The organism is Arthrobacter sp. 35W, from assembly GCF_000482545.1.
In the GTDB taxonomy this organism is placed as follows: Bacteria; Actinomycetota; Actinomycetes; order Actinomycetales; family Micrococcaceae; genus Specibacter.
Genome location: NZ_KI519455.1, coordinates 1,459,641 through 1,483,092 on the forward strand (window position 1 = coordinate 1,459,641; position 23,452 = coordinate 1,483,092).

Sequence of the window (23,452 nt, forward strand, 5' to 3'; positions counted from 1 at the left end):
ACGGTCCCGGGCTGCTGCTTTGTTTCAAGGCCAATCCAGGCCAAATGGGAGATCCGGGGCCGGTTGTCGTAGGCTCCAAGCATGCTGAAGAACGGGACGCTTCGACTGGCCGCCATCCTCCTTGCCGTACCGGCACTTGCACTGGGCGGGTGTTCCTCGACCCCGGCCGCCGCGCCGGCGGGGGAAACCACTGCGGTGGTGCAGAGCCCCACACCAGCCCCCACCGAAGCCGCCCCGCCCACGGACGCTCCTGGCCTGGCCTCGACGGTCAGCGCCTCGATGGAGAAGATCACCTCCGTTTCCTTCACCTCCGACATCACTGCCGCCGGCCAGACCCTGAAGGGAACCGGCCACCAGAAGATCACCAATGGCAGGCTTGAGGCCGCGCGCATCACCCAGGACATGGGGGCTGCCGGGCAGATGACCATTCTCATCGCCGGCGGCAAGCTGTACATCACCCTGCCGGCCGCTGCCGGAATGACCACCGCTGACAAGCCGTGGCTGCTGGTTGACGAGACCAGCACAGATCCCCGCATCGCCGCACTCTGGACGAGCATGAAGGGCACGCTGGAGTCCTCGCCGCTGGACCAGTACAGCAGCTTCGCCCAGTCCGCAGCATCCGTCACGCTGGTGGGCCGCGAGACGGTGAACGGCGTCCAGGCCACCAAGTACAACGTCGTCGTCGACGCGTCCAAGCTGCCGGCCGGGAGCGAGGAGCGGTCCAAGCTCGAGGCCGCGGGCCTGACCACCATTCCCACGGACATGTGGGTGGATGCCCAGGGGCGCCCGGTCAAGTTCACCCAGGAGCTGACGGTCCAGGGACAGCAGGTGTCCACCACCATCACCTTCGGCGACTACAACAGTCCGGTGGACATCCAGGCGCCGGCCGCCAGCGAGATCAGCCCCAGCTAGGGAGCGGCGGCTCCGGCCGCGGGTGCAAAAATATACCCATGACTGAATCAGCATCCCCCGCCCTTGCCCTGACCATCGCAGGCTCCGAGGCCACCGGCGGTGCCGGCGCCCAGGCCGATCTGAAGACCTTCCAGGAACTGGGTGTCTTCGGCATCGCCAACCTCACCTGCATCGTCTCCTTCGACCCCAACAACAACTGGGGCCACCGCTTTGTGCCGGTGGATGCGCAGGTGATTGCCGACCAGTTGGAGGCGACGACGGCGGCCTACGGTCCGCGCTCCGGCGCACCGACGGTGCTGGACACGGTGAAGATCGGCATGCTGGGCAGCCCGGCCACCATTTCCACTGTCCAGACGGCGCTGGCCGCGGGCGGGTTCACCAACGTGGTGCTGGATCCGGTGCTGATCTGCAAGGGCCAGGAGCCCGGCCACGCACTGGACACTGATGCGGCTCTGAAGGCCCAGATCCTGCCGCTGGCCACCTTCGTCACGCCCAACCACTTCGAGGCCGAGTCGCTCTCCGGCATGACGATCCGCACGGTTGAGGATCTGGAGGCTGCGGCCCGGAAGATCCACGAGATCAGCGGTGCCGCGGTGCTCGCCAAGGGCGGCGTGCGGCTGGACGGCCCCGACGCCGTCGACATCTTCTTTGACGGGGAGACGCTGGAGGTGCTCAGCGCCCCCAAGGTGGGCGAGGTGGCGGTCTCCGGCGCCGGCTGCTCGCTGGCCGCCGCCGTAACGGCCGAGCTGGCCAAGGGTGCCACGGCGCTGGAGGCCGCACGGACGGCCAAGGCCTTCGTCACCGAGGGCATCAAGAACCGGGTGGCCTCCGGTGCCCCGTTCACGGCCCTCTGGCAGGGCGGTGCGGGCGCCAACTAGCCCCGGCCCCGCCGTCGTCGCACCCGTCCTCCCATGGGCGGGAGGACGGCCGGCTGCGATCCGGGCGTGTGGGCCGTTGCCAGCACGCCCGGATGGTGCCACGATCGAGAAATGAGCGAGACGGCAGAGGGTTTCCACAACGATGTCACCATGCTGCGCAACGACGTGGCGCACCGCTACGAACTCCACGTGGGCGAGGAGTTGGCGTGCATTCTTCTCTTCAAGGACCTGCCCGGCCACATAGATCTGATCCACACGGAGGTCCAACCGGGCTTTGAAGGGCGCGGCCTTGGGGCGGTGCTGGACCGCTATGCGCTGGACGATGTGGTGGCCTCGGGCAAACGGATCATTCCGCACTGCCCCTATGTGGCCAAGTTCATCCGCCGGCACCCGGACGAATACACGCAGTACACCGACTGGCCGGCACCGGGCGAGTGAGCAATGGCCGGCGCGGTGGTCGAGACGGCTCTGGTCACCGGGGCCACGGCGGGCCTGGGGGCTGAATTTTCCCAGCAATTGGCCAAGGCCGGCATCAATCTGGTGCTGGTGGCCCGCGACGGCGCCCGCCTGCAGGCCAAGGCCGTGCGGCTGCACCATGAGTTTGGCGTCCAGGTGGAGACGCTCGCCGTCGATCTCTTGACCGACGACGGCGTGGCCCGAGTGGTGGCCAGGCTGGGCAGCGAGGAATCGCCGGTGTCCATTCTCATCAACAACGCCGGATTCTCCCTGGCGCAGCCCTTCGACAAGACCTCTCCCCAGGAGGAGGCCGACCACCTGAAGATTCTGGTGTCGGTGCCGATGGCGCTCATGCAGGCGGTGCTGGCACCGATGTTGCTGCGGGGGCGCGGCCAGATCATCAATGTGGCGGATGTTGCAGGATTTGTGCCGCGCGGCAGTTATGGTGCGGCGAAGTCGTGGATCATCAGTTTCAGCCGCTGGGCCCATTGGGAATACGGGCCCCGCGGCGTGGGCATCACGGTGGTCTGCCCGGGGTTTGTGCACACGGAATTCTTCTCGCGCATGGGGGCGTCCACCGCCGGCATACCCAAGTGGATGTGGCTGGAACCGGAGCGTGTGGTGCGCGAGGCCTTGGCGCACGCCGCGGCGGGGCGGGCTGTCTCCATCCCGTCGCGGCGGTACGCCATGCTGGTCGCAGCAAGCAGACTCATTCCATCCCGGTGGGCACTGCTGGCGGCAGGCCGCCGGTCAGGCTAGGCGCTGGCGCCTGCCCCGGCACCTGCCGCGGCCATGGCCGGAATGCCATGCGGCGGCGTCGGCGGCTCGTAGCTGTCATCGAAGGGCATCTCGTCCATGTCCAGCAGCGGGTTCTCATCCTGGGTGGCCACCAGTTCACGGGCCTCGGCCACGGTGTCCACGCTGGGCATGGAGCCCGGCAGCGGCTTCTGGGCCGATTCCTTCAGGAAGTAGATGGCCACAGCGCCGATGACCGAGGTCGCCATCAGGTAGTACGCCGGCATCATGTCGTTGCCGGTGGCCCCGATCAGGCCCTGCACGATGAACGGCGTCGTACCGCCGAAGATCGCCACGGAGAAGTTGTACGCGATGCCCATGCCGCCATAGCGGCTGGACGTCGGGAACAGCGCCGGCAGGGCGCTGGCGAGGTTGGCCACGTAGAACGTTACGGGGAAGGCGATCAGGGCCAGACCCGCCATGGTGGACCAGATCTCGCCGATGCCGATCAGGGTGAAGGCCGGGATGGCCAGGACCACCGTGCTGATGGCGCCGATCCACAGCACGGGGCGTCGCCCCACACGGTCGGAGAGCTTGCCGGTCAGCGGAATGCAGACAGCCATGATCACCAGCACCGGGATGGTCAGCAGCGTGCCATGCACCGGATCGTAGCCCTTGGACTCGGTCAGGTACGTGGGCATGTAGGAGGTCAGGGCGTAGCCCACGGTGTTGGCGGCGGCGGCGAGGATCATGGCCAGCAGGATCTCGCGCCAGTAGGCCTTGATCAGTGCCACCGGGCCGTTGGAGGCGGTCTCATCCGAGGCCGTGGCCTCCTTGGCGAGGGCCTCCTGTGCATCCAGGGTTGCCTGGAACTGCGGGGATTCCTCGATCTTGGAGCGGAAGTACACGGCAATCAGACCCAGCGGGCCGGCGATGAGGAACGGCAGACGCCAGCCCCATGCCTCCATGGCCTCCTGGCCCAGGGTGAGCTGGAGGATGGAGACCAGTGCCGCACCCAGGGCGAAGCCGATGTAGCTGCCCATGTCCAGGAAGCTGGCAAAGTAGCCGCGGCGCTTGTCCGGGGCGTACTCGCTGACAAAGGTCGTGGCACCGGCGTACTCGCCGCCGGTGGAGAAGCCCTGGATGAGCTTGAGCAGCACCAGCAGGGCCGCGGCCCAGATGCCGATCTGCGTGTAGCCGGGCAGAAGCCCGACGGCGAACGTGGATGCCGCCATGATCATCAAGGTGGCGGCCAGCACTTTTTGCCGGCCGACTTTGTCGCCCAACCAACCGAAGACGACGCCGCCGAGGGGGCGGGCGAGGAAGGTTGCTGCGAACGTTCCAAGAAGGAACAGGGTCTGGACCGCGGGGTCTGCCTCGGGGAGGAAGACTGGGCCCATCGTAGTAATTAGATAACCGAATACACCAACGTCATACCATTCCATGGTATTTCCAACAATGGTGCCTCCGAGTGCTTTCTTAAGCATCGGTTGATTGACCACATTTACGTGGTCTACGTCTAGCCGGCGGCGCTTGAGCCGCGGCATTCTGAGTGGATTTTGCTTGGACTTCGTGGGTCCAACGGTGTCCTGAACACCTGTCGTCGAGTAGGTTGTGCTTTGGTCTATGGGCATTTGTGCCACTCCTATGGAGGTCATTTGCTTGCGACTTTCGGCTGCCCTCCTCTGGGCAGGCCATAAATTCTATCAGAAAAATGAATGTCCTGCAGAGTAATGAATTCACTTCGAGTTAATCTGGACTTAAACAAACAAAAAGATCCAGTCGAATTCGACTGAATCTTTTTGCGTTTTAATCTGTGATTTACGACATAAAGTTTATGCGTCGTGGTCGGTCTCGAGGATGCGCACCAGGGTCTCCAGCGCCTCCTCGGCGCCGTCGCCCTCGGCCCGCAGCACGACGATGTCGCCCTGGGCTGCGCCGAGTCCCATCAGGGCCAGAATGCTCGAGGCATCCATGGCGTCGTCGGCCGGTTCGCCGAGGCGGGCGATGGTGACTTCCAGGGGCAGATCGCCGGCGGCCTCGGCAAAGATGGCGGCGGGGCGGGCGTGCAGCCCCACGCGGCTGGCAATGGTGGCGTTGCGTTCAATCATGGTCTCTCCAAGGGGGTGTTGATGCGGATGGGTGGCGTGTTAAAGGCCGAGTTCGGCCAGCAGGGGTAGGCGTGCACGCACGGCCGCCCGGGCCTCGACGGCTCCGCGGGCCCCGATGGCCAGCTCGGCCAGCTCGCGGGCCTGCGCGGCGGTGACGGTCCGCAGCACGGCGCTGACGGCCGGGATGGCCCGGGCCGTCATGGACAGGCTGGACACGCCCAGTCCTGCGAGCACGACGGCGAGGGCCGGGTCCGCGGCGGCCTCGCCGCACACACCCACCGGCTTCGCCGTGGTGCCGCCCGCGGCCGCCTGGGCGGCGGCGCCGTCGACGGTGGCCTTGACCAGGGCGAGCACGGCCGGCTGCCAGGGATCGTTCAGGGCGGCCAGGGGGCCGAGCTGGCGGTCCGCTGCCATCGCGTACTGGGTGAGGTCGTTGGTGCCGATGCTGGCAAATTCCACCGCATCCAGCAGGTGCCGCGCGGTCAGGGCGGCCGAGGGGACCTCCACCATGACGCCCGGGACCGGCAGGCCGGCGGCTGAGCACATCGCGGCAAAGTCTGCCGCCTCGGCGGCGGTGGAGATCATCGGAGCCATCACCCAGACATCCGCCTGGGACGCGGCGTCGGCGGCTGCGATGGCCGCCAGCTGGCGCGCCAGCACTCCGGGAGTGGTGAGGTCCGTGCGGTAGCCGCGCACACCCAGGGCCGGGTTCGGCTCGGTGGCGTCGGTCAGGAACGGCAGCGGCTTGTCGGCGCCGGCGTCCAGGGTGCGGACCACCACCTTCTGCCCGGGGAAGGCGTCGAACACGCCCTTGTAGGCGGCCACCTGTTCCTCGTGGCCGGGCTCGGTGTCGTGGCCCAGGAAGCAGAACTCGGTGCGCAGCAGGCCCACGCCCTGGGCGTTGGCGGCAGCCGCTGCGACGGCGTCCTTGGCCCCGCCCACATTGGCGCGCAGCGGGATCTCGGTGCCATCGGCCAGGCGGCCGGTGCCATCGAAGGAGCCCAGCGTGGAGGCCTGCACGGCCCAGGCCGCGGCGGCCGCTGCCTGCTCCTCGCCCGGGGTAGAGAGGATGGCGCCGGCGGCGCCGTCGACGTAGACCACTGTGCCATCGGCAAGTTCCGTCACGCCGGCGGCGGCGACGACGGCGGGCAGGCCCAGCGAACGGGCGATGATGGCCGTGTGCGACTGCGGTCCACCGCCGGCGGTGACCAGGGCCAGCACCAGCGCCGGATCAAGCGTGGCAGTGTCGGCCGGGGCCAGATCCTCGGCCACGAGGATGAACGGCTCCGCCCAGTCCGGGATGCCCGGTGCCGGGACGCCGCGCAGCTCCGCGACAATCCGGGCGCGGACGTCCAGCACATCGTGGGAGCGCTCGGCCATGTAGCCGCCCAGATTCAGCAGCATGGTGGCCACGCCGTCGCCGGCGTCCCAGATGGCCCGCTGGGCGGACGCTCCAGCATCGATGAGCTTCACGGCGGCCTTGAGCAGCATGGGATCAGCCGCCATCAGCGCCGTGGCCTCCAGCACGGCCTTGCCGTCACCGGAGGCACGGCCCGCACGCTCGCGCAGCTCGGCCTGGACTGCCCTGGCCGCTGTCTTCAGTGCGGCCGCCGCCTCGGCGGGGTCCACGCCGTCGAGCAGCTCCCCGGCCGGGGGTGCCGTGATGGCGGGGGGCATGATCTTCACCGGTCCCATCACCCGTCCTGGGGTGACGCCGACTCCTGAGTACGTTGTCATGGAATGTCCTTTGGCTGCGCTGCGCTGCGTATGCGTGATGGTCACGGGATCGCCGATGCTGCTGCCACAGTATCAACGGCGGGCTTGCTGTCCACCTGTGGTGCCGCCACGGGGGTGCGGACGGCCCAGCGCTTGAGCGCCACCACCGCCAGTGCGGAGATGATCATGCCGATCACGATGGAGCCGACAAACCAGCCGAAGTTGCCGATGGCGAAGAAGACGAACAATCCGCCGTGCGGTGCCTGGGAGGTGACGCCTGCGGCCATGCAGATGGCTCCGGTGACGGCGCCGCCCAGCATGGAGGCCGGGATGACGCGCAGTGGATCGGCCGCGGCGAACGGGATGGCACCCTCGGAGATGAAGGAGGCACCCAGCAGCCAGGCTGCCTTGCCGTTCTCACGCTCGGCCAGCGAGAAGCGCTTCTTGTCCAGCACGGTGGCCAGGGCCATGGCCAGCGGAGGCACCATGCCGGCGGCCATCACGGTGGCCATGATCTGCCACGGTGCCTGGTTGTCGATGGAACCGGTGCCCAGACCGGCGACGGCGAAGGCGTAGGCCACCTTGTTGACGGGGCCGCCCAGGTCGAAGCACATCATGAGTCCGAGGATGATGCCCAGCGCGACGGCGGAGACGCCGGTCATGCCGGTCAGCCAGGTGTTCAGGGCCGTGGTCAGTGCGGCAATGGGGCCGCCGAGGACCAGGAACATGAGCCCGGAGGCCACGATGGAGGCCAGCAGCGGAATGATGACGACGGGCATCAGGCCGCGCAGCCAGCGCGGTGCCGGCCAGGTGCCGATCCACTGCGCCGTCACGCCGGCCAGCAGACCACCGACCAGACCGCCGAGGAAGCCGGCGCCCATGTAGCCTGCCACCGCACCGGCGACAAAACCGGGCGCAATGCCAGGCCTGTCGGCGATGCCGAAGGCGATGTACCCGGCCAGGGCCGGAACCAGGAAGCCCAGGGACAGGGCGCCGATCTTGAACAGCACCGCACCGAGGTAGGCCCCGAGCGGCCCGAGGGCGTGCTCCGGGAACTCGGTGGGCAGGTTGCCGAAGTTGTTGGCCGCGAGGATCTTGTCGGCGGCGCCGGCAATCTCGTAGCCGCCGAGCAGGAAGCCCAGCGCGATCAGCAGACCGCCACCGGCCACAAACGGGATCATGTAGCTGACGCCCGTGAGCAGGACCTTCTTCAGCTTGGTGCCCAGGTGCTCATTGGCTGCCTCGGCGCGGTTCTCGGCCGTTTCCTCTGCGCCAAAGTGCGGCACCTTGTGGGCGTGCGGATCGCTGGCGGCCGCAACGGCCTCCTGGATCATCTTGGCGGGCTCGTCGATGCCGCGCTTGACCGGTGCATTGATGACGGGCTTGCCGGCAAAGCGCTCCTTGCCGCGGACATCGACGTCGACGGCGAAGATCACGGCGTCGGCCGCGGCAATCACGGCCGGATCCAGCGGGGTTACGGCGCCGGAGCCCTGGGTCTCCACCTGCAGCTCGATCCCGGCCTCCTGGGCCGCAATCAGCAGCGAATCCGCCGCCATGTACGTGTGCGCAATGCCCGTCGGGCAGGCGGTCACGGCGACCAGGCGGACGGGCCGCTTGGGCTCGGGAGCTTCGCCGGTGTTGGGGGCCCCGCCCGTCCCCAGCTGCTCCCCAAGCTCGCCAGCTCGCTCGGGGCCCCTCGCAGCCGTGGCCCCCTCGCGGAGGCTGGCTGCCGCCACGGCGGCCGACGGCGCCTGCGCAGGGGCAGTTGCTTGGGACGCTGCGGGCTTGTCGGCGAGGGCGCCTTCGACGAGGGCGACGATGTCGGCGGGGGCCGCTGCGGCGCGCAGGGCGGCCGTGAAGTCCTTTTTGATCAGCGAACGGGCCAGCTTGGACAGCAGCTTCAGGTGCTCCTGGTCCGCGCCGGCGGGGGCGGCGATGAAGAAGATGATGTCCGCCGGGCCGTCCTTGGCGCCGAAGTCCACGGCCGGGTTGAGCCGGGCCATGGCGAGCGTGGGGACTGTGACGGCCTCGGAACGGCAGTGCGGAATGGCAATGCCGCCCGGAACGCCGGTGGCGGTCTTTTGTTCGCGGGCCAGGGCGTCCGCGTACAGGCCCTCGACCTCGGAGGCCCGTCCGGTGGCGGCCACCATTTCGGCCAGGGCGCGGATGACGGTGCTCGGCTCGGCGCCCAGATTGGCGTCGAGGGTGATGAGATCGCCGGTGATCAATGCGGTCATGTCAGTTCTCCTTGGCGGAGGCGAAGGCCGTCACGGTGACGGCGTCGGGGTTGGTCTGGTCAAGCGCCGGGACGATGGATCCAGGCAGGGAGGCGGCGGCGGCCCCGTGGGCCACTGCCTGCTGCAGGCGTGCTGGACCGGTTGCCCCGGCCAGGGTGCTCAGCAGATAGCCGGCGAGGGAGGAATCTCCGGCGCCGACGGTGCTTTTCGCAATGATTGTGGGGCCGGAGGCAAACCAGCTGCCCTCCGGTGTCACCAGCACAGCGCCCTTGGCGCCGAGCGTGGCCAGGACGGCGCCCACGCCGCCATCCACCAGGGCCTGCGCTGCTGCGGCCGCCATGGCCGGGTCCGCTTCGAGTTCGGCTTCGGAACCGATCCCGGTGAGCTCGGCCAGTTCCTCGGCATTGGGCTTGAGCAGGTCCGGCTGGGCCGCCAGCGAGGCCGCCAGCGGGGCGCCGGAGGAATCGATGGCCACCCGCGGGGAGCCGGCGCCGTAGCGGGAGCGCAGCTCGGTGGTGATGCGGGCGTAGAAGTCCGCCGGGACGCCCTGCGGGAGGGAGCCGGCCAGCACCAGCCAGCTGGCGCCGTTGGCCTTGGCCAGGGTCAGTTCCACCAGATCCTGCTGCTGGGCCGGGTCCAGCTCCGGGCCGGGCTCGTTGACCTTGGTGGTGGTGCCGTCCGGTTCGGTGAGTGCCACATTGGAGCGCAGCGCGGCACCGATGGGCATGGCCACATGCGGAATCCCGTGGGCAGCCAGGGCGAGCACGACGGCGTCGTCGGCGTCTCCGGGCAGTACAGCCAGCGACTCGATGCCGGAGGCCGAGAGCGCGCGGACGATGTTCACGCCCTTGCCGCCGGGCTCCGCGGTGCCGCCCTTGGCGCGCTGCACTTCGCCGCGGCCCAGTGGGCCGGACAGCTCGATGGTGCGGTCAAGGCTGGGGTTGGGGGTCAGGGTGATGATCATGCGATCACCAGTTCCACGCCGGCGTGGGCCAGGGCCCGGGTGAGTTCCATGTCGGGTTCCTCCGTGGTGATGAGGGTGTCGACCTGTTCCAGGGTGGCGAAGCTGACAAGCGTTTCGGCACCCAGCTTGGTTCCGTCCACCAGCACGACGACGCGGCGGGCGGCGCGGACCATGGCGGTCTTGACGGCCGCTTCCACCGGGTCCGGGGTGCTGAGCCCGAAAGCGGCGTGGACGCCATTGGCGCCGATGAAGGCAATGTCCGGGCGGAGGGCGCCGAGCCGATCGGTGGCCGTGGCGCCGACGACGGCGCTGGTCAGGCCGCGGACGCGGCCACCCAGGATTTCCAGATCCAGGTTGGCGTTGGCGGAGAGCATTGAGGCCATTGGCAGGGAGTTGGTGATGGCCAGCAGCACATCCCCGGCGGAGGCGGGGGACCAGCGGACCAGCAGTTCGGCCAGAGCGGCGGTGGTGGTGCCGGAATCCAGCAGCACCGACCCCGTCCGGGTGGAGGGGACCAGGGCCAGGGCCGCGGCGGCGATGCGCTGCTTTTCGTCCTGGCGCTGGCTCTGGCGCTCCGCCAGGCTGGGCTCGGACATGCTCAGCTTGTCCAGGGCGACGGCGCCGCCATGCACGCGGCGCAGCACCCGGAAGTTCTCCAGCGTGGCCAGATCCCGGCGGACCGTCTCGGCGGTGATGGTGAAGAGATCGGCCAGTTCCGGGACGGACACCCGGCCGCGGGCGGCGACGAGTTCGGCAATTTTCTGGTGCCGTTCTTCGGCGAACATGGGGGCCTCCGGTACTGGTGACTGGCATCACATGGATGTCTGATTCCATGACTTTATCTGCGTTTATCTGTGTATGTCAATGGAAACCAACATAAACACAGATATGCGGTCGCGCGGACCGCGGACCGCAGGTGCTGTACACACACGGAGTGGGCGGGAAGACTGTGGCCATGGATACCGTCCTATGGTCACGGCCCGAGGAGTCCCGCGCCGGCACGCCCCTGCTGCTGATGCTGCACGGCTATGGCACCGACGAACGGCGGATGAGCACCCATTTCGACGCCATGCCCCGCAGCTTCACCTGCGCCGCACCCAGGGCGCCCCATGACATCTCCGGAGACTTCGGCTGGTTCCTGCTGGACTACTTCCTGGTCAACGACTTTGCCCAGGTGGTTGCCTCGGCGTCGAAGGTCTTGGCCTGGATCGACACCGTGCAGGCCAAGTATGCCTTCAGCAGCATATCTCTGCTGGGCTATTCGCAGGGCATGGCCATGGCGACCACCCTGCTGCGGCTGCGGCCCGGACTGGCGGCGGCCGCCGTCGGGCTTTCCGGTTTTGTCCTGGACAACGCGCTGCTGGCCGCGATGGAGCCGCTGGAGGCCAAGGTGCCCTTCTACTGGGCGCGGGACACGGCGGATCTGGTGATCAATCCGGACGCCGCCGCGTTCACCGCAGAGTGGCTGGCGGCCAACACCGAGCTCACCGAGGCCACCTATGCGGGCATGGGCCACAACATCCGAGCCGATGAGCTGGTGGATGTGGCCTCGTTCCTGACGGTGAACGTGCCGGGCTCGTTTCGGCCGTCCGTGGATCAACCGAATGGTTGATGGCAGCGGGCGGCAGGCTTTCTAGGCTTGAAGAAAAGGCCCGCACCGGGCGTCCCACGGCAGAAGGAAACCACATGAAAAAGCTCTTCTACGCAGCGTTCGGCTACATGGTCCTCGGCGTTCTCTCCGGCCTTTTCTACCGCGAGTTCACCAAGGGCAAGGACTTTGCCGGTGACACCCAGCTGTCGGTGGTGCACACGCACCTGCTGACGCTCGGGTTCATCGTCCTGCTCATTGTGCTGATCCTCGAGAAGCTTTTCACCCTGTCGTCCTCGAAGATGTTCGGCTGGTTCTTCTGGACCTACAACGCCGGCCTGGTGCTGACCTCGGCCATGCTCACCGTCCACGGCATGCTGACCGTCAACGGAGTGGCTGAGGCCGACATCAGCAAGGCCATTCCGGGGATCGCCGGCACCGGGCACATCCTGATCACCGCCGGCATGGTGCTGCTGTTTCTGGCCCTGCGCAAGCGCCTGATCGCCGACGGCGCCGCCAAGTCCGGTGCCGCGAATGCCGCCGTGGCTGCCTAGCCCAGATCGAGTTCCAGGCAGGCCGGCCCGAGTTCGGGGACGATGATCCGTGCGTGCCGTTGAAGAACCTCGCGGGGGTGGGTGCCATCGACGCAGATGGCGATCATGCCCGCGGCGGCCACGGCGCCCAGCCCGGGCAGCGAGTCCTCAAAGGCGGCGATGCGGGACGGATCCTCCAGCCCCAGCGCCGCGGCGGCGCGTTGGAAGCCCTCCGGATGCGGCTTGCCCTCCACCACGTCTTCATCCGTGACGACGACGCCGAACAGGTCCAGCAGGCCCGCCCGCTCCAAGGCGGGCAGCACCTGCAGCCTGCTGGCCCCGGTCACCACGCCGAGCTTCAGGCCAGCCGCGTGCAGCGCGCGCACCAGCTCCCGGGTGGCCGGCCGGATGAGGCTCTTCTTGGCCACCCGCGCGGCATAGGACTCATCAATGAGGCCCAGGAAATCCTCCGCCCGGCGTGCGTCGCCCGGGGCCAGGGCCAGGATGTCCGCCATGATTTCGCTGTCGCTGCGCCCGGCCAGGTCCTCCTGGTACTGCCGCGCGGTGATGGTGACGCCGCACTCGGCGGCGGCCAGATCGATGAACAGATCCCGCAGCACGCCTTCGTCATCGGACAGTGTGCCGTTGAAGTCAAAGAGCACGCCGTCAAGGCCTGTCAGTGTTGTTGTGGTGCGGGCGGCAGCTGGGCCCATCATGTATGTCCAATCTCAGGGTGGAATCTTTGGTCTAGACCATTCAGGGTCCTGCAGGCAGTGTAGCCGGGGCAAAAGACCGGAAAATCCGCTCCACGGCACCCGTTCCGCCACTGGAGGGCATGCCGCGGCGGCCGGCTGGGAACCGTCCAGTGGCGGACCTATGCTTGGTTCCGGGCCATCCGCCGCATAGAGGGGCCCATGTGGACTGTACGAAGGGGCCGGACATCAACACAGAAGACCTGCTTGAACGGGCACAAGAATTCACCTTTGGTTCATCTGTCCCGGCCCACCAGGCCGTGCATGGCTGGTTGACAGGCTTCATCCAGGCCGGTTCACTGCCACCGGGCAGCAAGCTGCCCGCCGAACGGCAGCTGGCCAGTGCCCTGGGCATCAGCCGGATGACACTGCGCCAGGCCCTGGACACCCTGGCGCATGAGGGCCGCCTCACCCGCGCCCTCGGTGGCCGCGGCGGCTCCTTCATTGCCGAGCCGCGGGTGCCGGTGGACATTTCCAATCTGATGGGGCTCAGCGCGCAGCTGCTCAAGAGCGTCGACAGTGCGGCCTCCCGCCTGCTCGACGCCGGGACCGTCCCCGCCGGGACGAGTGTGGCCGAGGCATTGCACGTACCCGTTGGCGCCGCGGTGCACAGGATCCGCCGGCTCCGCTTCGCCGCCTCAACGCCGGTGGTGCTGGAAGATTCGTACTTCCCGGCGGATTTGTTCCCGGGGATGCTGGAGCGACCGCTGACCGGATCGTTGTATGCCCTGATGGGCATGGATTACTCTCTGGCCCCGTGCTCCTCCACGGAGGAGCTGAACCCCGCGGTGGCCGGACCGGCAGTGGCCACGCTCCTGGACATCAGCCCCAGGACACCCGTGCTGGCCATCACGCGGACCGCGCTGTCTGCCGACGGCCGGCCGGTTGAATACTCCCGGGACATTGTCCGCACCGACAGGCTGAGGATCATCGTCTCGGGCCGGGTTGAGGCTCAGGGGGAGCAGCCCACGGGAGCCTGACGGCGGCATGCTCTACCCTTGGTAGCACAGGGCAGAAATGGGGCACGGATGGCACAGAATTCTCCCGGCCGGGGCAAGGCAAAACCGAACCCGGCGGTCGTCATAGCGACGGAGGCCGCCTTCGATGAGCAGGGCAAACCGAAGCCTGCCATCCAGAAGGCGCTGCTGAATGCCGTGGAGGTGCAGCGCCCGCTGGTGCTGGCCAATCTGCGCCGGCTGCGGCGCAAATACCCGCAGGCCACGCCCTACGAGCTCAGCCGGAAGCTGGAGCGCGAGTTCCTGACCGGCGTCGGCGGTGGTGGGGCGGCCATCGGCGCCACAGCCATCATCCCCGGTCTGGGCACCGTTGCCTCGCTGTCCATCTCCGCCGCGGCCACCGTCGTCTTCCTCGAGGCCACGGCCCTCTACGCGCAATCCGTCGCGGAGTTGCATGGCATCCGCCTGCAGGATCCCGAGCGCTCCCGGCTGGCCGTCATGGCCATCATGCTGGGGGAGGAGGGCACTGCGATGCTGGCCGGGCTCACGGGCCACGCGATGGGCACCGGACGCACGCCCATGCAGGCCTGGGGCACGGTGCTGGGCAAAAGCCTGCCGATGTCGGCCGTGAAGAGCATCAGCGCCAAAATGCAGAAGGCCTTCTTGAAAAAGGTTGCCGTGCACAGCGGCACCGCCATGCTGGGGCGGGCCATCCCGTTCGGCATCGGTGCCGTCATCGGCGGTGCCGGAAACTACATGCTGGGACGTGCCGTCGTTGCCGCTACCAACAACGCCTTTGGGCCGGCGCCGATGTGGCTGCCCGCCGGGCTGTCGGCGGAATTGGACACCCTGAAGGTGCTGCCGCCCCTGCCCAAGGCGCTGACCCGGCGTCCCAAACTGCCCCAAGCCATCGAAAGCCGGATGCCGGGCAAGAAGACGGACAAGCCCAGGAAGTAGTCCGCGGGTGGGCCAACGCCCGCGGGGGACCCGGGGTGCGTTGAATGAGCGGGTGGGTGGGCCCACGCCCGCGGGGGACCCGGGGTGCGTTGAATGAGCGGGTGGGTGGGCCCACGCCCGCGGGGGACCCTCTGCGAGCTTGCGAGCAGTGGGAGCGGGTGGGGACTAGCGCCGTGCGTCCGGGTGGATGCTGCGGGTTTCGGATCGCTTGCTCCGGCGGCGGATCCAATCCGAGAGGTAGATCTTGGGCAGGATCTTGGCCATGGCCAGCGCCACGTAAATGAGCGTGTTGATGGCCACGAACATGATCAGAATACTGAACCAGTCCGAGTGCATCACCGATTCGGGCAGCAGGATCCCGGCGGGCAGGGCGGGGGCGAGTGCGGCAGTCATGCCCGCGCCGTCTCAGACTCATCCGCAGCTGCATGGGCCAGATGCTTCCAATCGGCCGTCCGGCCCAGCGAGATGTCCACGATGCCTTTCACAAAAACGAGGTTGAGGTACATGTCGAAGAACAGCTCCGGAAAGAGTGTCAAGGCCAGCAGGCGCGACCGCCAGCCGCCCTTCCACACCGTGACCACGCGTTCGAGCGTGAAGATCAGGCCCATCCCCAGCCAGAACGGGAACCAGATCCAGGTATCCATGGACACCAGCGTGATGCCCACCATCACCAGATACGCCGTCAGTGCTATCACGCCGTAGCCGATGCCAAGCTGCTGCAGCCAGTAGCGGATGGTTTGGGGCGTGACGCCGTACGCGCCAATGTTTTCCAGTGCCCCGCGCTGCCAGCGCAGCCGCTGGTTCCACAGCGTCCGCCAGGTGGGCATCAACTCGGTGACAACGGTGCATTCGGCGGGGGAGACCATCAATCCGCCCAGTGACTTGATGGCGATGGTCAGTTCGTTGTCCTCGGTCAGCGCCGCGGTGTCGTAGACATCCCCGGGCGTCCCGGGCAGGGACGTGCCCCGGTGTTCGGCCACCGTGCGCAGGGCGGCAGGGCGGAAGAGCGACGCCGTGCCGGTCAGGATGAACACGCGCCCGCGCCGGCGCTGCATCTCGCGGGCGTAGCGGATGTATTCGTTGCGTTGGAACTGGCCCAGCAGTCCGTGCCCCTCCTCGCCGTAGAAGAGTCCGCCGACTGCCATCAAGGCCCTGTCGTTCGTGAAGCGGGCTACGGCGGACTCCAGGAAACCGTCGTCCAGGGCGGTGTCTGCGTCCATGACCATGACGATGTCGTTGTCGCCCTGGCCGGGCAGCAGCTCCTTGAGTGCCTGGTTGAGCGCGCCTGCCTTTTTGTTGGTGTTGCCCACGGAAGTGAAGACCTCCACCCCGGCACGGCGGGCGATGTCCGCGGTGGCGTCGGTGCAGTTGTCCGCCACCACGATGATGCGCTCCGGCGCGTGGGACTGGGACTTCAGCGAGGCGATGGTGGCCGGCAGCGATGCGGCCTCGTTGTGCGCCGGGATCAGCACCGTGACGGTGACCGGACCGGCAAACACGCCGCGCGTCCGCTCCATGACGACCTTCGGCGCCAGCGGCAGGGCCTGCCCATCGGCGGAGCGGCGGGTGCGTGTGGCGATGCGGCGGTCCGCAATGGCAACGCCCGCGGCCAGCACCAGGGCCACGGCGATGGCCGCCAGCAGCACCTTCAGGCCTGGGGCATCCTGGTCGTAGACGACATTCCAGATGCCGACGACTATGCGCTGCGTGGGCGACACATCGGTGGGAGGGCCCGCCGAGGCGACGATCAGCCACAACAGTGCCGCAGCGGCGAACACGGAAATGGCGATGACGATGCCCACCGAACGTTGCAAGCGCTGCCTACCCATACCGGCAGGCTAGCAGGACCAGGACTCCTCCCGTGCCTGCCGCCGTGCCTCCACGGGTGCCAGTGGGTGGTCGCCTAGACTTCTGCCCAATGGCCACGGTCTCCGCGGCTTCCCCGTCGCCGTCGTTGGAGAGTTGCACGTGTTGCCTGCGCCAAGCGTCAAGAGCCCTTCCGTCCGCACCAGTGCCGTCCTGCTGCGCTGGGCGGTGGCCGGTGCCGCGGCCCTGCTGCTGGTCGTGGGGATCTACGTGAGTGTGGACCCCGGCACGGCCACGGCCCAGACCGTGGGTGACTTTTCCATCCTGCTCTCGGCCCTCGCCGCCCTGGCCAGCTGCACCACCGCCGCACGGCGGCGGCAGGCGGATGCCCGGGCCTGGACGTTTCTGGCCGGGGCCATGCTCTTGTGGACCGCCGGCCAAGCGGTGTGGACGTACTACGGGGTTTCCCGCAACCACGACTACCCCTTCCCCTCGCTGGCCGACGCCGGCTTCCTGGGCTACTCGCTGCTGGCTGGCGCCGCGCTCTTCTCCTTCCCCCGGCCCAGGGTGTCGCGGGTGGCCCTGTCGCGGACCATCCTGGATGCCGCCGTCATCTCCGGGGCCGTGCTGTTCATCAGCTGGGATACGGTGCTCGGCCCGATGGTCAAGTCCGGCGGGCACGGGGACCTGGCCCGCCTGACGGCGCTGGCGTACCCCATCGTCGACGTCGTGGTCACCTCCCTGGTGCTGGTGCTGGCCATGCGGCGGGTTCCCGGGGAACGGCTGCCCTGGCTGTTCCTGGGCGGGGGCCTGATGGTGCTCACCTTCACGGACAGCGCCTACGCGAAGCTGACAGCCGACGGCGCTACGGGCGCCACTGGCACACTGCTGGCCCTGGGCTGGATGGCTGCCTTCCTGCTGATCGCGCTTGCCCCGCTGGCCCCGCGGGGCGGCGGCTCGGGGACGGACCGGCGGGCCTACACGCTGGCGCTGGAGCTGCTGCCCTACATTCCGGTGGTCGGCGCCGTCGTGGTCTCCTTTGTCCTCTCCGGTGCCGGAACGGACCCCTTCTTCCTGCTCAACGGCGTCATCGTGCTCATCCTCGTGGTGGTGCGGCAGGTCCTGATCGTCTTTGAAAACGTCACCCTGACCCGCGACCTCGAACAGAAGGTGGCCACCCGAACGGCCGCGCTGGAAGGGCTGGGGGCCATCGTCAATTCCTCCACCGACGCGATCTTTGGCACCGATGCCAGCGGTGCCATCACCAGCTGGAACCCCGGCGCGGAACGGCTCTACGGCTACGACGCCGCCGCGGTGATGGGTAGGGAGGCGGGCTTCCTGGTCCCGCCCCACCTGCGCCCGCGGGAGGACGCCATTTTGGCCTCGGTGCTCAACGCCGGGGTGGCCCGCACCTACGAGACCCAGCGGCAGCGCCGGGACGGAAGCACTGTTGAGGTGTCCCTGACCGTCTCACCCATCCGCGGCGAACTGGGCATCCGGGGGATTGCGGCCATCGGGCAGGACATCACCGAGCGGCGCGCCGCCGAGGGCGCCCTGTCCAGCGCCCGGGAGGCGGCCCTGGAATCCAGCCGGCTCAAATCGGAGTTCCTGGCCACCATGAGCCACGAGATCCGCACGCCCATGAACGGCGTCGTCGGCCTGACCACGCTGCTGCTGGACACCCGGCTGGATGCCACCCAGCGCCAGTATGCACAAGGCGTGAGGGGCGCGGGGGAGGCCCTGCTGTCCCTGATCAACGACATCCTGGATTTCTCCAAGCTGGAGGCGGGCAAGGTGGATCTGGACTACATTTCCTTCGACCCCCGGGCGCTGGTGGACGAGGTGGCGGCGCTGCTGGTCGAGTCGGCACGCGCCAAGGATCTGGAGCTCATCGCCTACTGCCGCCCGGAGGTGCCCGCCACACTCCGCGGCGACGCCGGCCGGATCCGGCAGGTGCTCCTGAACCTCGCCTCGAACGCGATCAAGTTCACCAGCACCGGCGAAGTCACGCTGCGGGTCGCGCTGGTGGAGCACGACGGCAGTGAGCCGGTGGTGCGCTTCGACGTCCGGGACACCGGCATTGGCATTGATCCGGCCGACCACGGCCGCCTCTTCGAATCCTTCTCGCAGGCCGATGCCTCGACCACCCGCAAATACGGAGGGACCGGCCTGGGCCTGGCCATTTCACGCCGCCTGACGGAGGCCATGGGTGGGGAGATCGGCGTGGACAGTGCCGCGGGGGCCGGCAGCACCTTCTGGTTCTGGCTGCCCCTGGCCGCGGGAGGCCCAGGTGCTGCCGCGCCAACGCCGTCGGGCCCGGACCAGCTGACGGGGCTGAAGGTGCTGGTGGTTGACGACAACGCGACCAACCGGCTGGTGCTGCAATCCCAGCTGGCGGCGTGGCGGATGCGTCCGGTGGTGGTCGAGGACGCCGCTGCGGCGCTGGCCAGCTGCCGTGCCGCGGCCGGTGCCGGGGAACCCTACGACATCGCCGTGCTGGACATGTGCATGCCCGGCATGGACGGTCTGGACCTGGCCCGCAGCATCTCTGCCGATCCCTCACTGCCGCCGATGGGGATGATCATGCTGACCTCCACGGCGCACATCGACAGGGCGGACCTAGCCGAGGCAGGAGTCACCCAATGGCTCACCAAGCCCGTCCGCAGCTCGGAGTTCTACGACCGGCTGGTCCGCATGACCGCCGGGACGGAACGGTCCCCGGCCGCGGCGAAGACCATCGAGAGCAGGTGGGACGGACCCTCGCGGGGCCGGGTGCTGATCGTGGAGGACAACGAGGTGAACCAGCTGGTGGCCAGGGAAATGGTGGCCAAGCTCGGCTTTGACGTTGATGTGGTGGGCGACGGCGCACAGGCCGTGGCCGCGACGTCGGCCGCCACCTACACCGTTGTGCTGATGGACTGCCACATGCCTGTGATGGATGGCTACGAGGCCACCAAGGCCATCCGCACCCGCGGGGATGCCCCGCACCTGCCCATCATCGCCATGACGGCCGGCGCCCTGGATGAGGACCGCCAGCGCTGCCTGGCCGCGGGCATGGACGACTATCTGGCCAAGCCGGTGGACTACACGGCCCTGGGGGACACCCTGTCCCGGTTGGCGGGTGCCGCCCCGGCTGTCGTGGAGCCCGCGGTCGAGCCCGCCACTGCTGTGGACGAGCAGCACCCTGCCCTGGACCCCGCGCGGCTCCAGGTGCTGCGCTCCCTCGGGCCGGCGGACGGTCTGGGGCTGCTGCCGGCCGCCGTCGAGGCGTTCCGCAGCGACATTCCGGCCAGCCTGGCCGCCCTCCGCGGGGCGCTCGCGGACGGCGACGGCGCTGCCCTGGGCCAGGCCGCCCACAAGCTCAAGGGCGCCGCCGCCAACATCGGCGCCGGCGCGGCCGCCACGCTGTGCAGCGAGCTCGAGCGCGGCCCGGCAGGAAGCGGACCGGACGGGCCCGACCCCACCCGGGTGCTGGCCGATCTGGAGGCGGAGCTCGCCCGGGTGGACAGTGCGCTCGAGCAGGCTCTGGTGGTGCGATGAAGGTCCTGGTGGCCGACGACGACCGCGGGTCCCTGCTGGTGGCCCAGGCGGCGGTGCAGCAGTCCGGCCACGACTGCATCGTGGCCTCCGACGGCGACATGGCCTGGCAGTTGTACCAGGAGCACCGGCCGGAGGTGGTGGTCAGCGATTTGATGATGCCCGGTCTGAACGGGCTGGACCTGTGCCGTGCCATCCGCGCCGACGAGTCGGATCTGTACACCTATGTGGTGCTGCTGACCTCCCACGGGGCGAGGGATGATGTCCTGGCCGGCATGGAGGCCGGCGCTGACGACTATGTCACCAAGCCGCTGGACCCCTTCACCCTGCACACCCGGCTGCTGGCCGCCATGCGCGTCACCTCGCTCCACGCCGAGCTGGCCAGCTACCGCAGCGCCCTCGCCGCCCAGGCCCGCACCGATCCTCTGACCGGGCTGCACAACCGCCTGAAGCTGGCGGAGGATCTTCAGCTGATGGAGAGCAGCAGCGAGCGCTACGGACATGGCTATGCCCTGGCCATCGTTGATGTGGACAATTTCAAGAGCTACAACGACATCTATGGGCACCCGGCCGGTGATGCTGCCCTGCAGGCCGTGGCCCGTGTTCTGGCGGAGCAGTCACGCGACAGCGACGGCGTCTACCGCTATGGCGGGGAGGAGTTCCTCTTCCTGCTGCCCGGACAGCCGTTGGACGGCGCAAGGTCCATCGTTGAGCGGACCCGGGCCGCCGTCCAGGAGCTGGGGATTGTCCATGCCGGCGGCACCTGCGGCGTGCTGACGCTGAGCGTGGGCATTTCCGCCACCTGGGCGGACCGCGGGGTGGATGGGCGGCAGCTGCTCAAGGAGGCCGATGCGGCCCTCTACGCCGCCAAGACCGCCGGGCGGAATATGGTGGCCGTGGCCGCCGTGGCGGAGCAGTCCTAGCCGAACACCAGGGTGGCGATCGTGAAGATGGCCACGCCCGCGAGGGCGCCCACCACGGTGCCGTTGATGCGGATGTACTGCAGGTCCTTGCCCACCTGGAGCTCGATCTTCTGGGAGGTCTCCACCGCATCCCAGCGTTCCACGGTGTCGGTGATGATCGAGGCGATCTGGTGGCGGTAGGTGCGCACCAGGTAGGAGGCGGCGTCGGAGATCCAGGCATTGGCCTTGGCGGCCAGCTCGGGGTCCTCCACCAGCCGGGTGCCAAAGTCACGGACGGCTGAGGTGAACTTGAGGCGCAGCTCCGAATCGGGATCGTCGACGGCGGAGAGCAGCGCCGTCTTGATGGTGGTCCAGGTGCGGCCCGCCAGATCGCGCACCTGCGGATCGTCAAGCACCTGGGTCTTGATGGCCTCCACCCGGGCGATCATTGCCGGATCATGCTGGAGGTCCTGTGCGAGGTCCTTGAGGTAGTCATCGATCTGCCGGCGCACCTGGTGGTTTGGATCGTGCTGGACGGAGCGGATGAATTTGGTGAGCTCGGCGTGGACACGCTCGCCCACCAGCCCGTCCACAAAGGAGGGCACCCACGACGGCGAGCGGTCCGACACCAGGCGGCCAATCACATCCCCGTGGCTGTCCACCCAGTCCGCCGAACGGTCCACCAGCAGGTCCACCAGCTGGTGGTGGTGCCCGACGTCGAAGATCTTCTCGGCCATCCGGCCCACCGGCGGGCCCCACGGCGGCGTGAGGATGTGCTTGCGCACCATCGACTCGATGACGTCGCGGACGTCGTCGTCGTTCAACACCGTCATGGCGCCGCGGATCAGCGCCGAGCCCTCGGTGGCCACGCGCTCCGCGCTCGCCGGCTGGGCCAGCCAGGCTCCGGCCTTCTGGGCCAGCTCGGCGCCGGCCAGCTTCTCGGCCACCACGGCCTCGGAGAGGAAGTTGGTCTCCACGAAATCCCCGAGGCTGGCGCCGATGGCGTCCTTGCGGTTGGGGATGATGGCCGTGTGCGGAATCTTCAGGCCCATGGGGTACTTGAACAGCGCCGTCACGGCGAACCAGTCCGCCAGCGCGCCCACCATGCCGCCCTCGGCCGCCGCCCGGACGTACTCCAGCCAGGGGTACTGGTGCTGCAGGGCAAAGGCCACGGTGAAAACGACGGCCATGGCGATCAGCAGGGACAGGGCTATGGTCTTCATCCGCCGCAGCGCCGCAGCCTTCTGGGCATCGGAGGAGGAGGCCCCGGAGGGGACCCGTGCGCCCGAGCCGCCCCGTGCGCCGTCGTCGTTATTCCCGTTGCCAACGGATGACGTGCTGGGGCGGTCCTGATCGGTGAACGACATACGCCAAGCCTAGCCGCCGGGGGACTGGGGCCGGGCGAAGCGCCATGGCATCCGGCGGCGCCTTGGCCACCCGGCGTCGGTCAAAGCGACACCTGCCCGTTGCCTTCATGCCCTAGCGTGGTGCCATGACATGGAAGATCTATGCGCACCGGGGCGCCAGTGAAGAATATGCCGAGCACACGCGGGCGGCCTATCTGCAGGCCCTGGCCGACGGCGCGGACGGAGTGGAGTGCGACCTCCAGCTGAGCGCCGATGAGGAATTGGTGCTCCTGCACGACGACACCCTCGACAGGACGTCGGACGGAACAGGTCCGGTGGGCGAGCACACGCTGGAGGAGCTTCGGGCCCTGGACTTCTCCTCGTGGAAGGGCGTCAGGGTGCCCGCGGAGTATGGCGGCCCGGCCAACCAGCTGCTGACCCTGTCCGAGCTGCTGGAGATTCTGCTCGACGCGGGCCGGCCCGTGGGCCTTGCGATCGAATTCAAACACGCCGGCCCGTTCGGCCCCCGGCTGGAGGAGCGAACCCTTGAGGTGCTGCTGGACGCCGGCTGGCTGCCGCAGAGCTCGCAGCTGGAGAACATCGCCATCTCCTTCATGAGCTTCCACCCGGAGGCCGTCAAGTACCTGGCCCAGACAGTTCCCGCCCGGCACCTGTGCCAGCTGGTGGCCGACGTCGATGTGGCAGACATCCGCGAGGAGATGGACCTCGGCGCCCTCTCCGGGGAGGCCGTGGCCGTGCTCATGCGCCGGGCGCTCGCCGAGGGGGAGCGGCTGATCGAGGACGGCGTGGCGGGCCTCGCCGGGCCGGGCATCGACTACGTCCGCGCCCACCCGGACACGGTTGCCGCCTGGCGCCAGACCGGCGCGCGGTTCCGCGTCTGGACGGTGGACGCGGCGGCGGACGTGGAGCATTGCGTGGGGCTGGGCATCGAGGAGATCACCACCAACCGCCCGGCCGCGCTGCGTGGACTGCGGGACGCCGCCTCCGTGTAGTGCGGCCCTCGCGTGCCGGTGGCTGGGGTGCCGGCCGCTGTGGCGTTCACCAT

At 68.5% G+C, this 23,452-nt stretch carries 21 protein-coding genes; 11 read left to right on the forward strand and 10 right to left on the reverse strand.

Annotated features, from left to right (window positions below; translation table 11 throughout):
• The first annotated feature begins 81 nt into the window (after positions 1 to 81).
• The 4 genes from K254_RS0118705 to K254_RS0118720 all read left to right on the forward strand — a co-directional run bounded on the left by K254_RS0118705 (position 82) and on the right by K254_RS0118720 (position 3,005).
• A complete protein-coding gene (locus tag K254_RS0118705; RefSeq protein ID WP_026556636.1) occupies positions 82 to 912 on the forward strand; it encodes a hypothetical protein in 831 nt (276 codons plus the stop codon).
• Positions 913 to 950: 38 nt separating this feature from the next.
• A complete protein-coding gene (locus tag K254_RS0118710) occupies positions 951 to 1,790 on the forward strand; it encodes a hydroxymethylpyrimidine/phosphomethylpyrimidine kinase (protein ID WP_026556637.1) in 840 nt (279 codons plus the stop codon).
• A 111-nt stretch (positions 1,791 to 1,901) separates the two neighbouring features.
• A complete protein-coding gene (locus K254_RS0118715; RefSeq protein ID WP_026556638.1) occupies positions 1,902 to 2,228 on the forward strand; it encodes a GNAT family N-acetyltransferase in 327 nt (108 codons plus the stop codon).
• Positions 2,229 to 2,231: 3 nt separating this feature from the next.
• Positions 2,232 to 3,005: an SDR family NAD(P)-dependent oxidoreductase gene (locus K254_RS0118720; RefSeq protein ID WP_026556639.1), complete on the forward strand. Its 774-nt coding sequence runs from the start codon at positions 2,232 to 2,234 to the stop codon at positions 3,003 to 3,005.
• Here the strand turns inward: K254_RS0118720 and K254_RS0118725 are convergent.
• The 6 genes from K254_RS0118725 to K254_RS0118750 form a co-directional block, all read right to left on the reverse strand.
• On the reverse strand, positions 3,002 to 4,615 hold the full coding sequence (locus K254_RS0118725; RefSeq protein ID WP_026556640.1) for an MFS transporter: 1,614 nt from the start codon (positions 4,613 to 4,615) through the stop codon (positions 3,002 to 3,004). The two genes, K254_RS0118720 and K254_RS0118725, sit on opposite strands and share 4 nt — an antisense overlap.
• A gap of 201 nt (positions 4,616 to 4,816) precedes the next feature.
• Positions 4,817 to 5,092: an HPr family phosphocarrier protein gene (locus K254_RS0118730; RefSeq protein WP_026556641.1), complete on the reverse strand. Its 276-nt coding sequence runs from the start codon at positions 5,090 to 5,092 to the stop codon at positions 4,817 to 4,819.
• Positions 5,093 to 5,131: 39 nt separating this feature from the next.
• Positions 5,132 to 6,829, reverse strand: a complete 1,698-nt coding sequence (locus K254_RS0118735) for a putative PEP-binding protein (RefSeq protein ID WP_026556642.1) — start codon at positions 6,827 to 6,829, stop codon at positions 5,132 to 5,134.
• A gap of 41 nt (positions 6,830 to 6,870) precedes the next feature.
• Positions 6,871 to 9,045 (reverse strand): PTS fructose transporter subunit IIABC, encoded by a 2,175-nt coding sequence (locus K254_RS0118740; protein ID WP_026556643.1) that lies wholly within the window; start codon positions 9,043 to 9,045, stop codon positions 6,871 to 6,873.
• 1 nt (position 9,046) lies between these two features.
• On the reverse strand, positions 9,047 to 10,009 hold the full coding sequence (locus K254_RS0118745; protein ID WP_026556644.1) for a 1-phosphofructokinase family hexose kinase: 963 nt from the start codon (positions 10,007 to 10,009) through the stop codon (positions 9,047 to 9,049).
• Entirely contained in the window at positions 10,006 to 10,794 is a 789-nt protein-coding gene (locus tag K254_RS0118750; RefSeq protein ID WP_026556645.1) for a DeoR/GlpR family DNA-binding transcription regulator, read from the reverse strand. The genes K254_RS0118745 and K254_RS0118750 overlap by 4 nt, the downstream gene beginning before the upstream one ends.
• Positions 10,795 to 10,964: 170 nt before the next feature.
• Here K254_RS0118750 and K254_RS24180 point away from each other — a divergent pair, with 170 nt between their 5' ends.
• Together K254_RS24180 and K254_RS0118760 are read left to right on the forward strand one after the other, a co-directional pair.
• A complete protein-coding gene (locus K254_RS24180; protein ID WP_035750362.1) occupies positions 10,965 to 11,621 on the forward strand; it encodes an alpha/beta hydrolase in 657 nt (218 codons plus the stop codon).
• Positions 11,622 to 11,695: 74 nt separating this feature from the next.
• On the forward strand, positions 11,696 to 12,151 hold the full coding sequence (locus K254_RS0118760) for a DUF2871 domain-containing protein (protein ID WP_026556646.1): 456 nt from the start codon (positions 11,696 to 11,698) through the stop codon (positions 12,149 to 12,151).
• Here the strand turns inward: K254_RS0118760 and K254_RS24185 are convergent.
• Positions 12,148 to 12,846, reverse strand: coding sequence for an HAD family hydrolase (locus K254_RS24185; protein WP_051389392.1), 699 nt, complete (start codon positions 12,844 to 12,846; stop codon positions 12,148 to 12,150). The genes K254_RS0118760 and K254_RS24185 overlap by 4 nt on opposite strands.
• Positions 12,847 to 13,154: 308 nt before the next feature.
• On the opposite strand from K254_RS24185, the gene K254_RS24190 reads away from it, so the two are divergent.
• Positions 13,155 to 13,862, forward strand: coding sequence for a GntR family transcriptional regulator (locus K254_RS24190; RefSeq protein ID WP_196811011.1), 708 nt, complete (start codon positions 13,155 to 13,157; stop codon positions 13,860 to 13,862).
• Between the two features lie 48 nt (positions 13,863 to 13,910).
• Positions 13,911 to 14,795 carry a hypothetical protein gene (locus tag K254_RS0118775; protein WP_035750364.1) on the forward strand — a complete coding sequence of 295 codons (885 nt, stop codon included), beginning with the start codon at positions 13,911 to 13,913 and terminating at the stop codon, positions 14,793 to 14,795.
• 165 nt (positions 14,796 to 14,960) lie between these two features.
• On the opposite strand, the gene K254_RS0118780 is transcribed toward K254_RS0118775, so the two are convergent.
• Positions 14,961 to 15,188: a hypothetical protein gene (locus K254_RS0118780; protein ID WP_231391909.1), complete on the reverse strand. Its 228-nt coding sequence runs from the start codon at positions 15,186 to 15,188 to the stop codon at positions 14,961 to 14,963.
• Positions 15,185 to 16,624, reverse strand: a complete 1,440-nt coding sequence (locus tag K254_RS0118785) for a glycosyltransferase family 2 protein (protein WP_051389394.1) — start codon at positions 16,622 to 16,624, stop codon at positions 15,185 to 15,187. The genes K254_RS0118780 and K254_RS0118785 overlap by 4 nt, the downstream gene beginning before the upstream one ends.
• 139 nt (positions 16,625 to 16,763) lie before the next feature.
• Here K254_RS0118785 and K254_RS0118790 point away from each other — a divergent pair, with 139 nt between their 5' ends.
• Positions 16,764 to 20,141, forward strand: coding sequence for a hybrid sensor histidine kinase/response regulator (locus K254_RS0118790; protein ID WP_231391910.1), 3,378 nt, complete (start codon positions 16,764 to 16,766; stop codon positions 20,139 to 20,141).
• Complete coding sequence (locus tag K254_RS0118795) at positions 20,138 to 21,061, forward strand: GGDEF domain-containing protein (RefSeq protein ID WP_026556651.1); 924 nt, start codon at positions 20,138 to 20,140, stop codon at positions 21,059 to 21,061. Before K254_RS0118790 ends, K254_RS0118795 begins: the two co-directional genes overlap by 4 nt.
• Here the strand turns inward: K254_RS0118795 and K254_RS0118800 are convergent.
• Entirely contained in the window at positions 21,058 to 22,407 is a 1,350-nt protein-coding gene (locus K254_RS0118800; RefSeq protein WP_155848628.1) for a DUF445 family protein, read from the reverse strand. The genes K254_RS0118795 and K254_RS0118800 overlap by 4 nt on opposite strands.
• A gap of 125 nt (positions 22,408 to 22,532) precedes the next feature.
• Here K254_RS0118800 and K254_RS0118805 point away from each other — a divergent pair, with 125 nt between their 5' ends.
• Positions 22,533 to 23,399, forward strand: a complete 867-nt coding sequence (locus K254_RS0118805; protein ID WP_026556653.1) for a glycerophosphodiester phosphodiesterase — start codon at positions 22,533 to 22,535, stop codon at positions 23,397 to 23,399.
• Positions 23,400 to 23,452 lie beyond the last annotated feature (53 nt).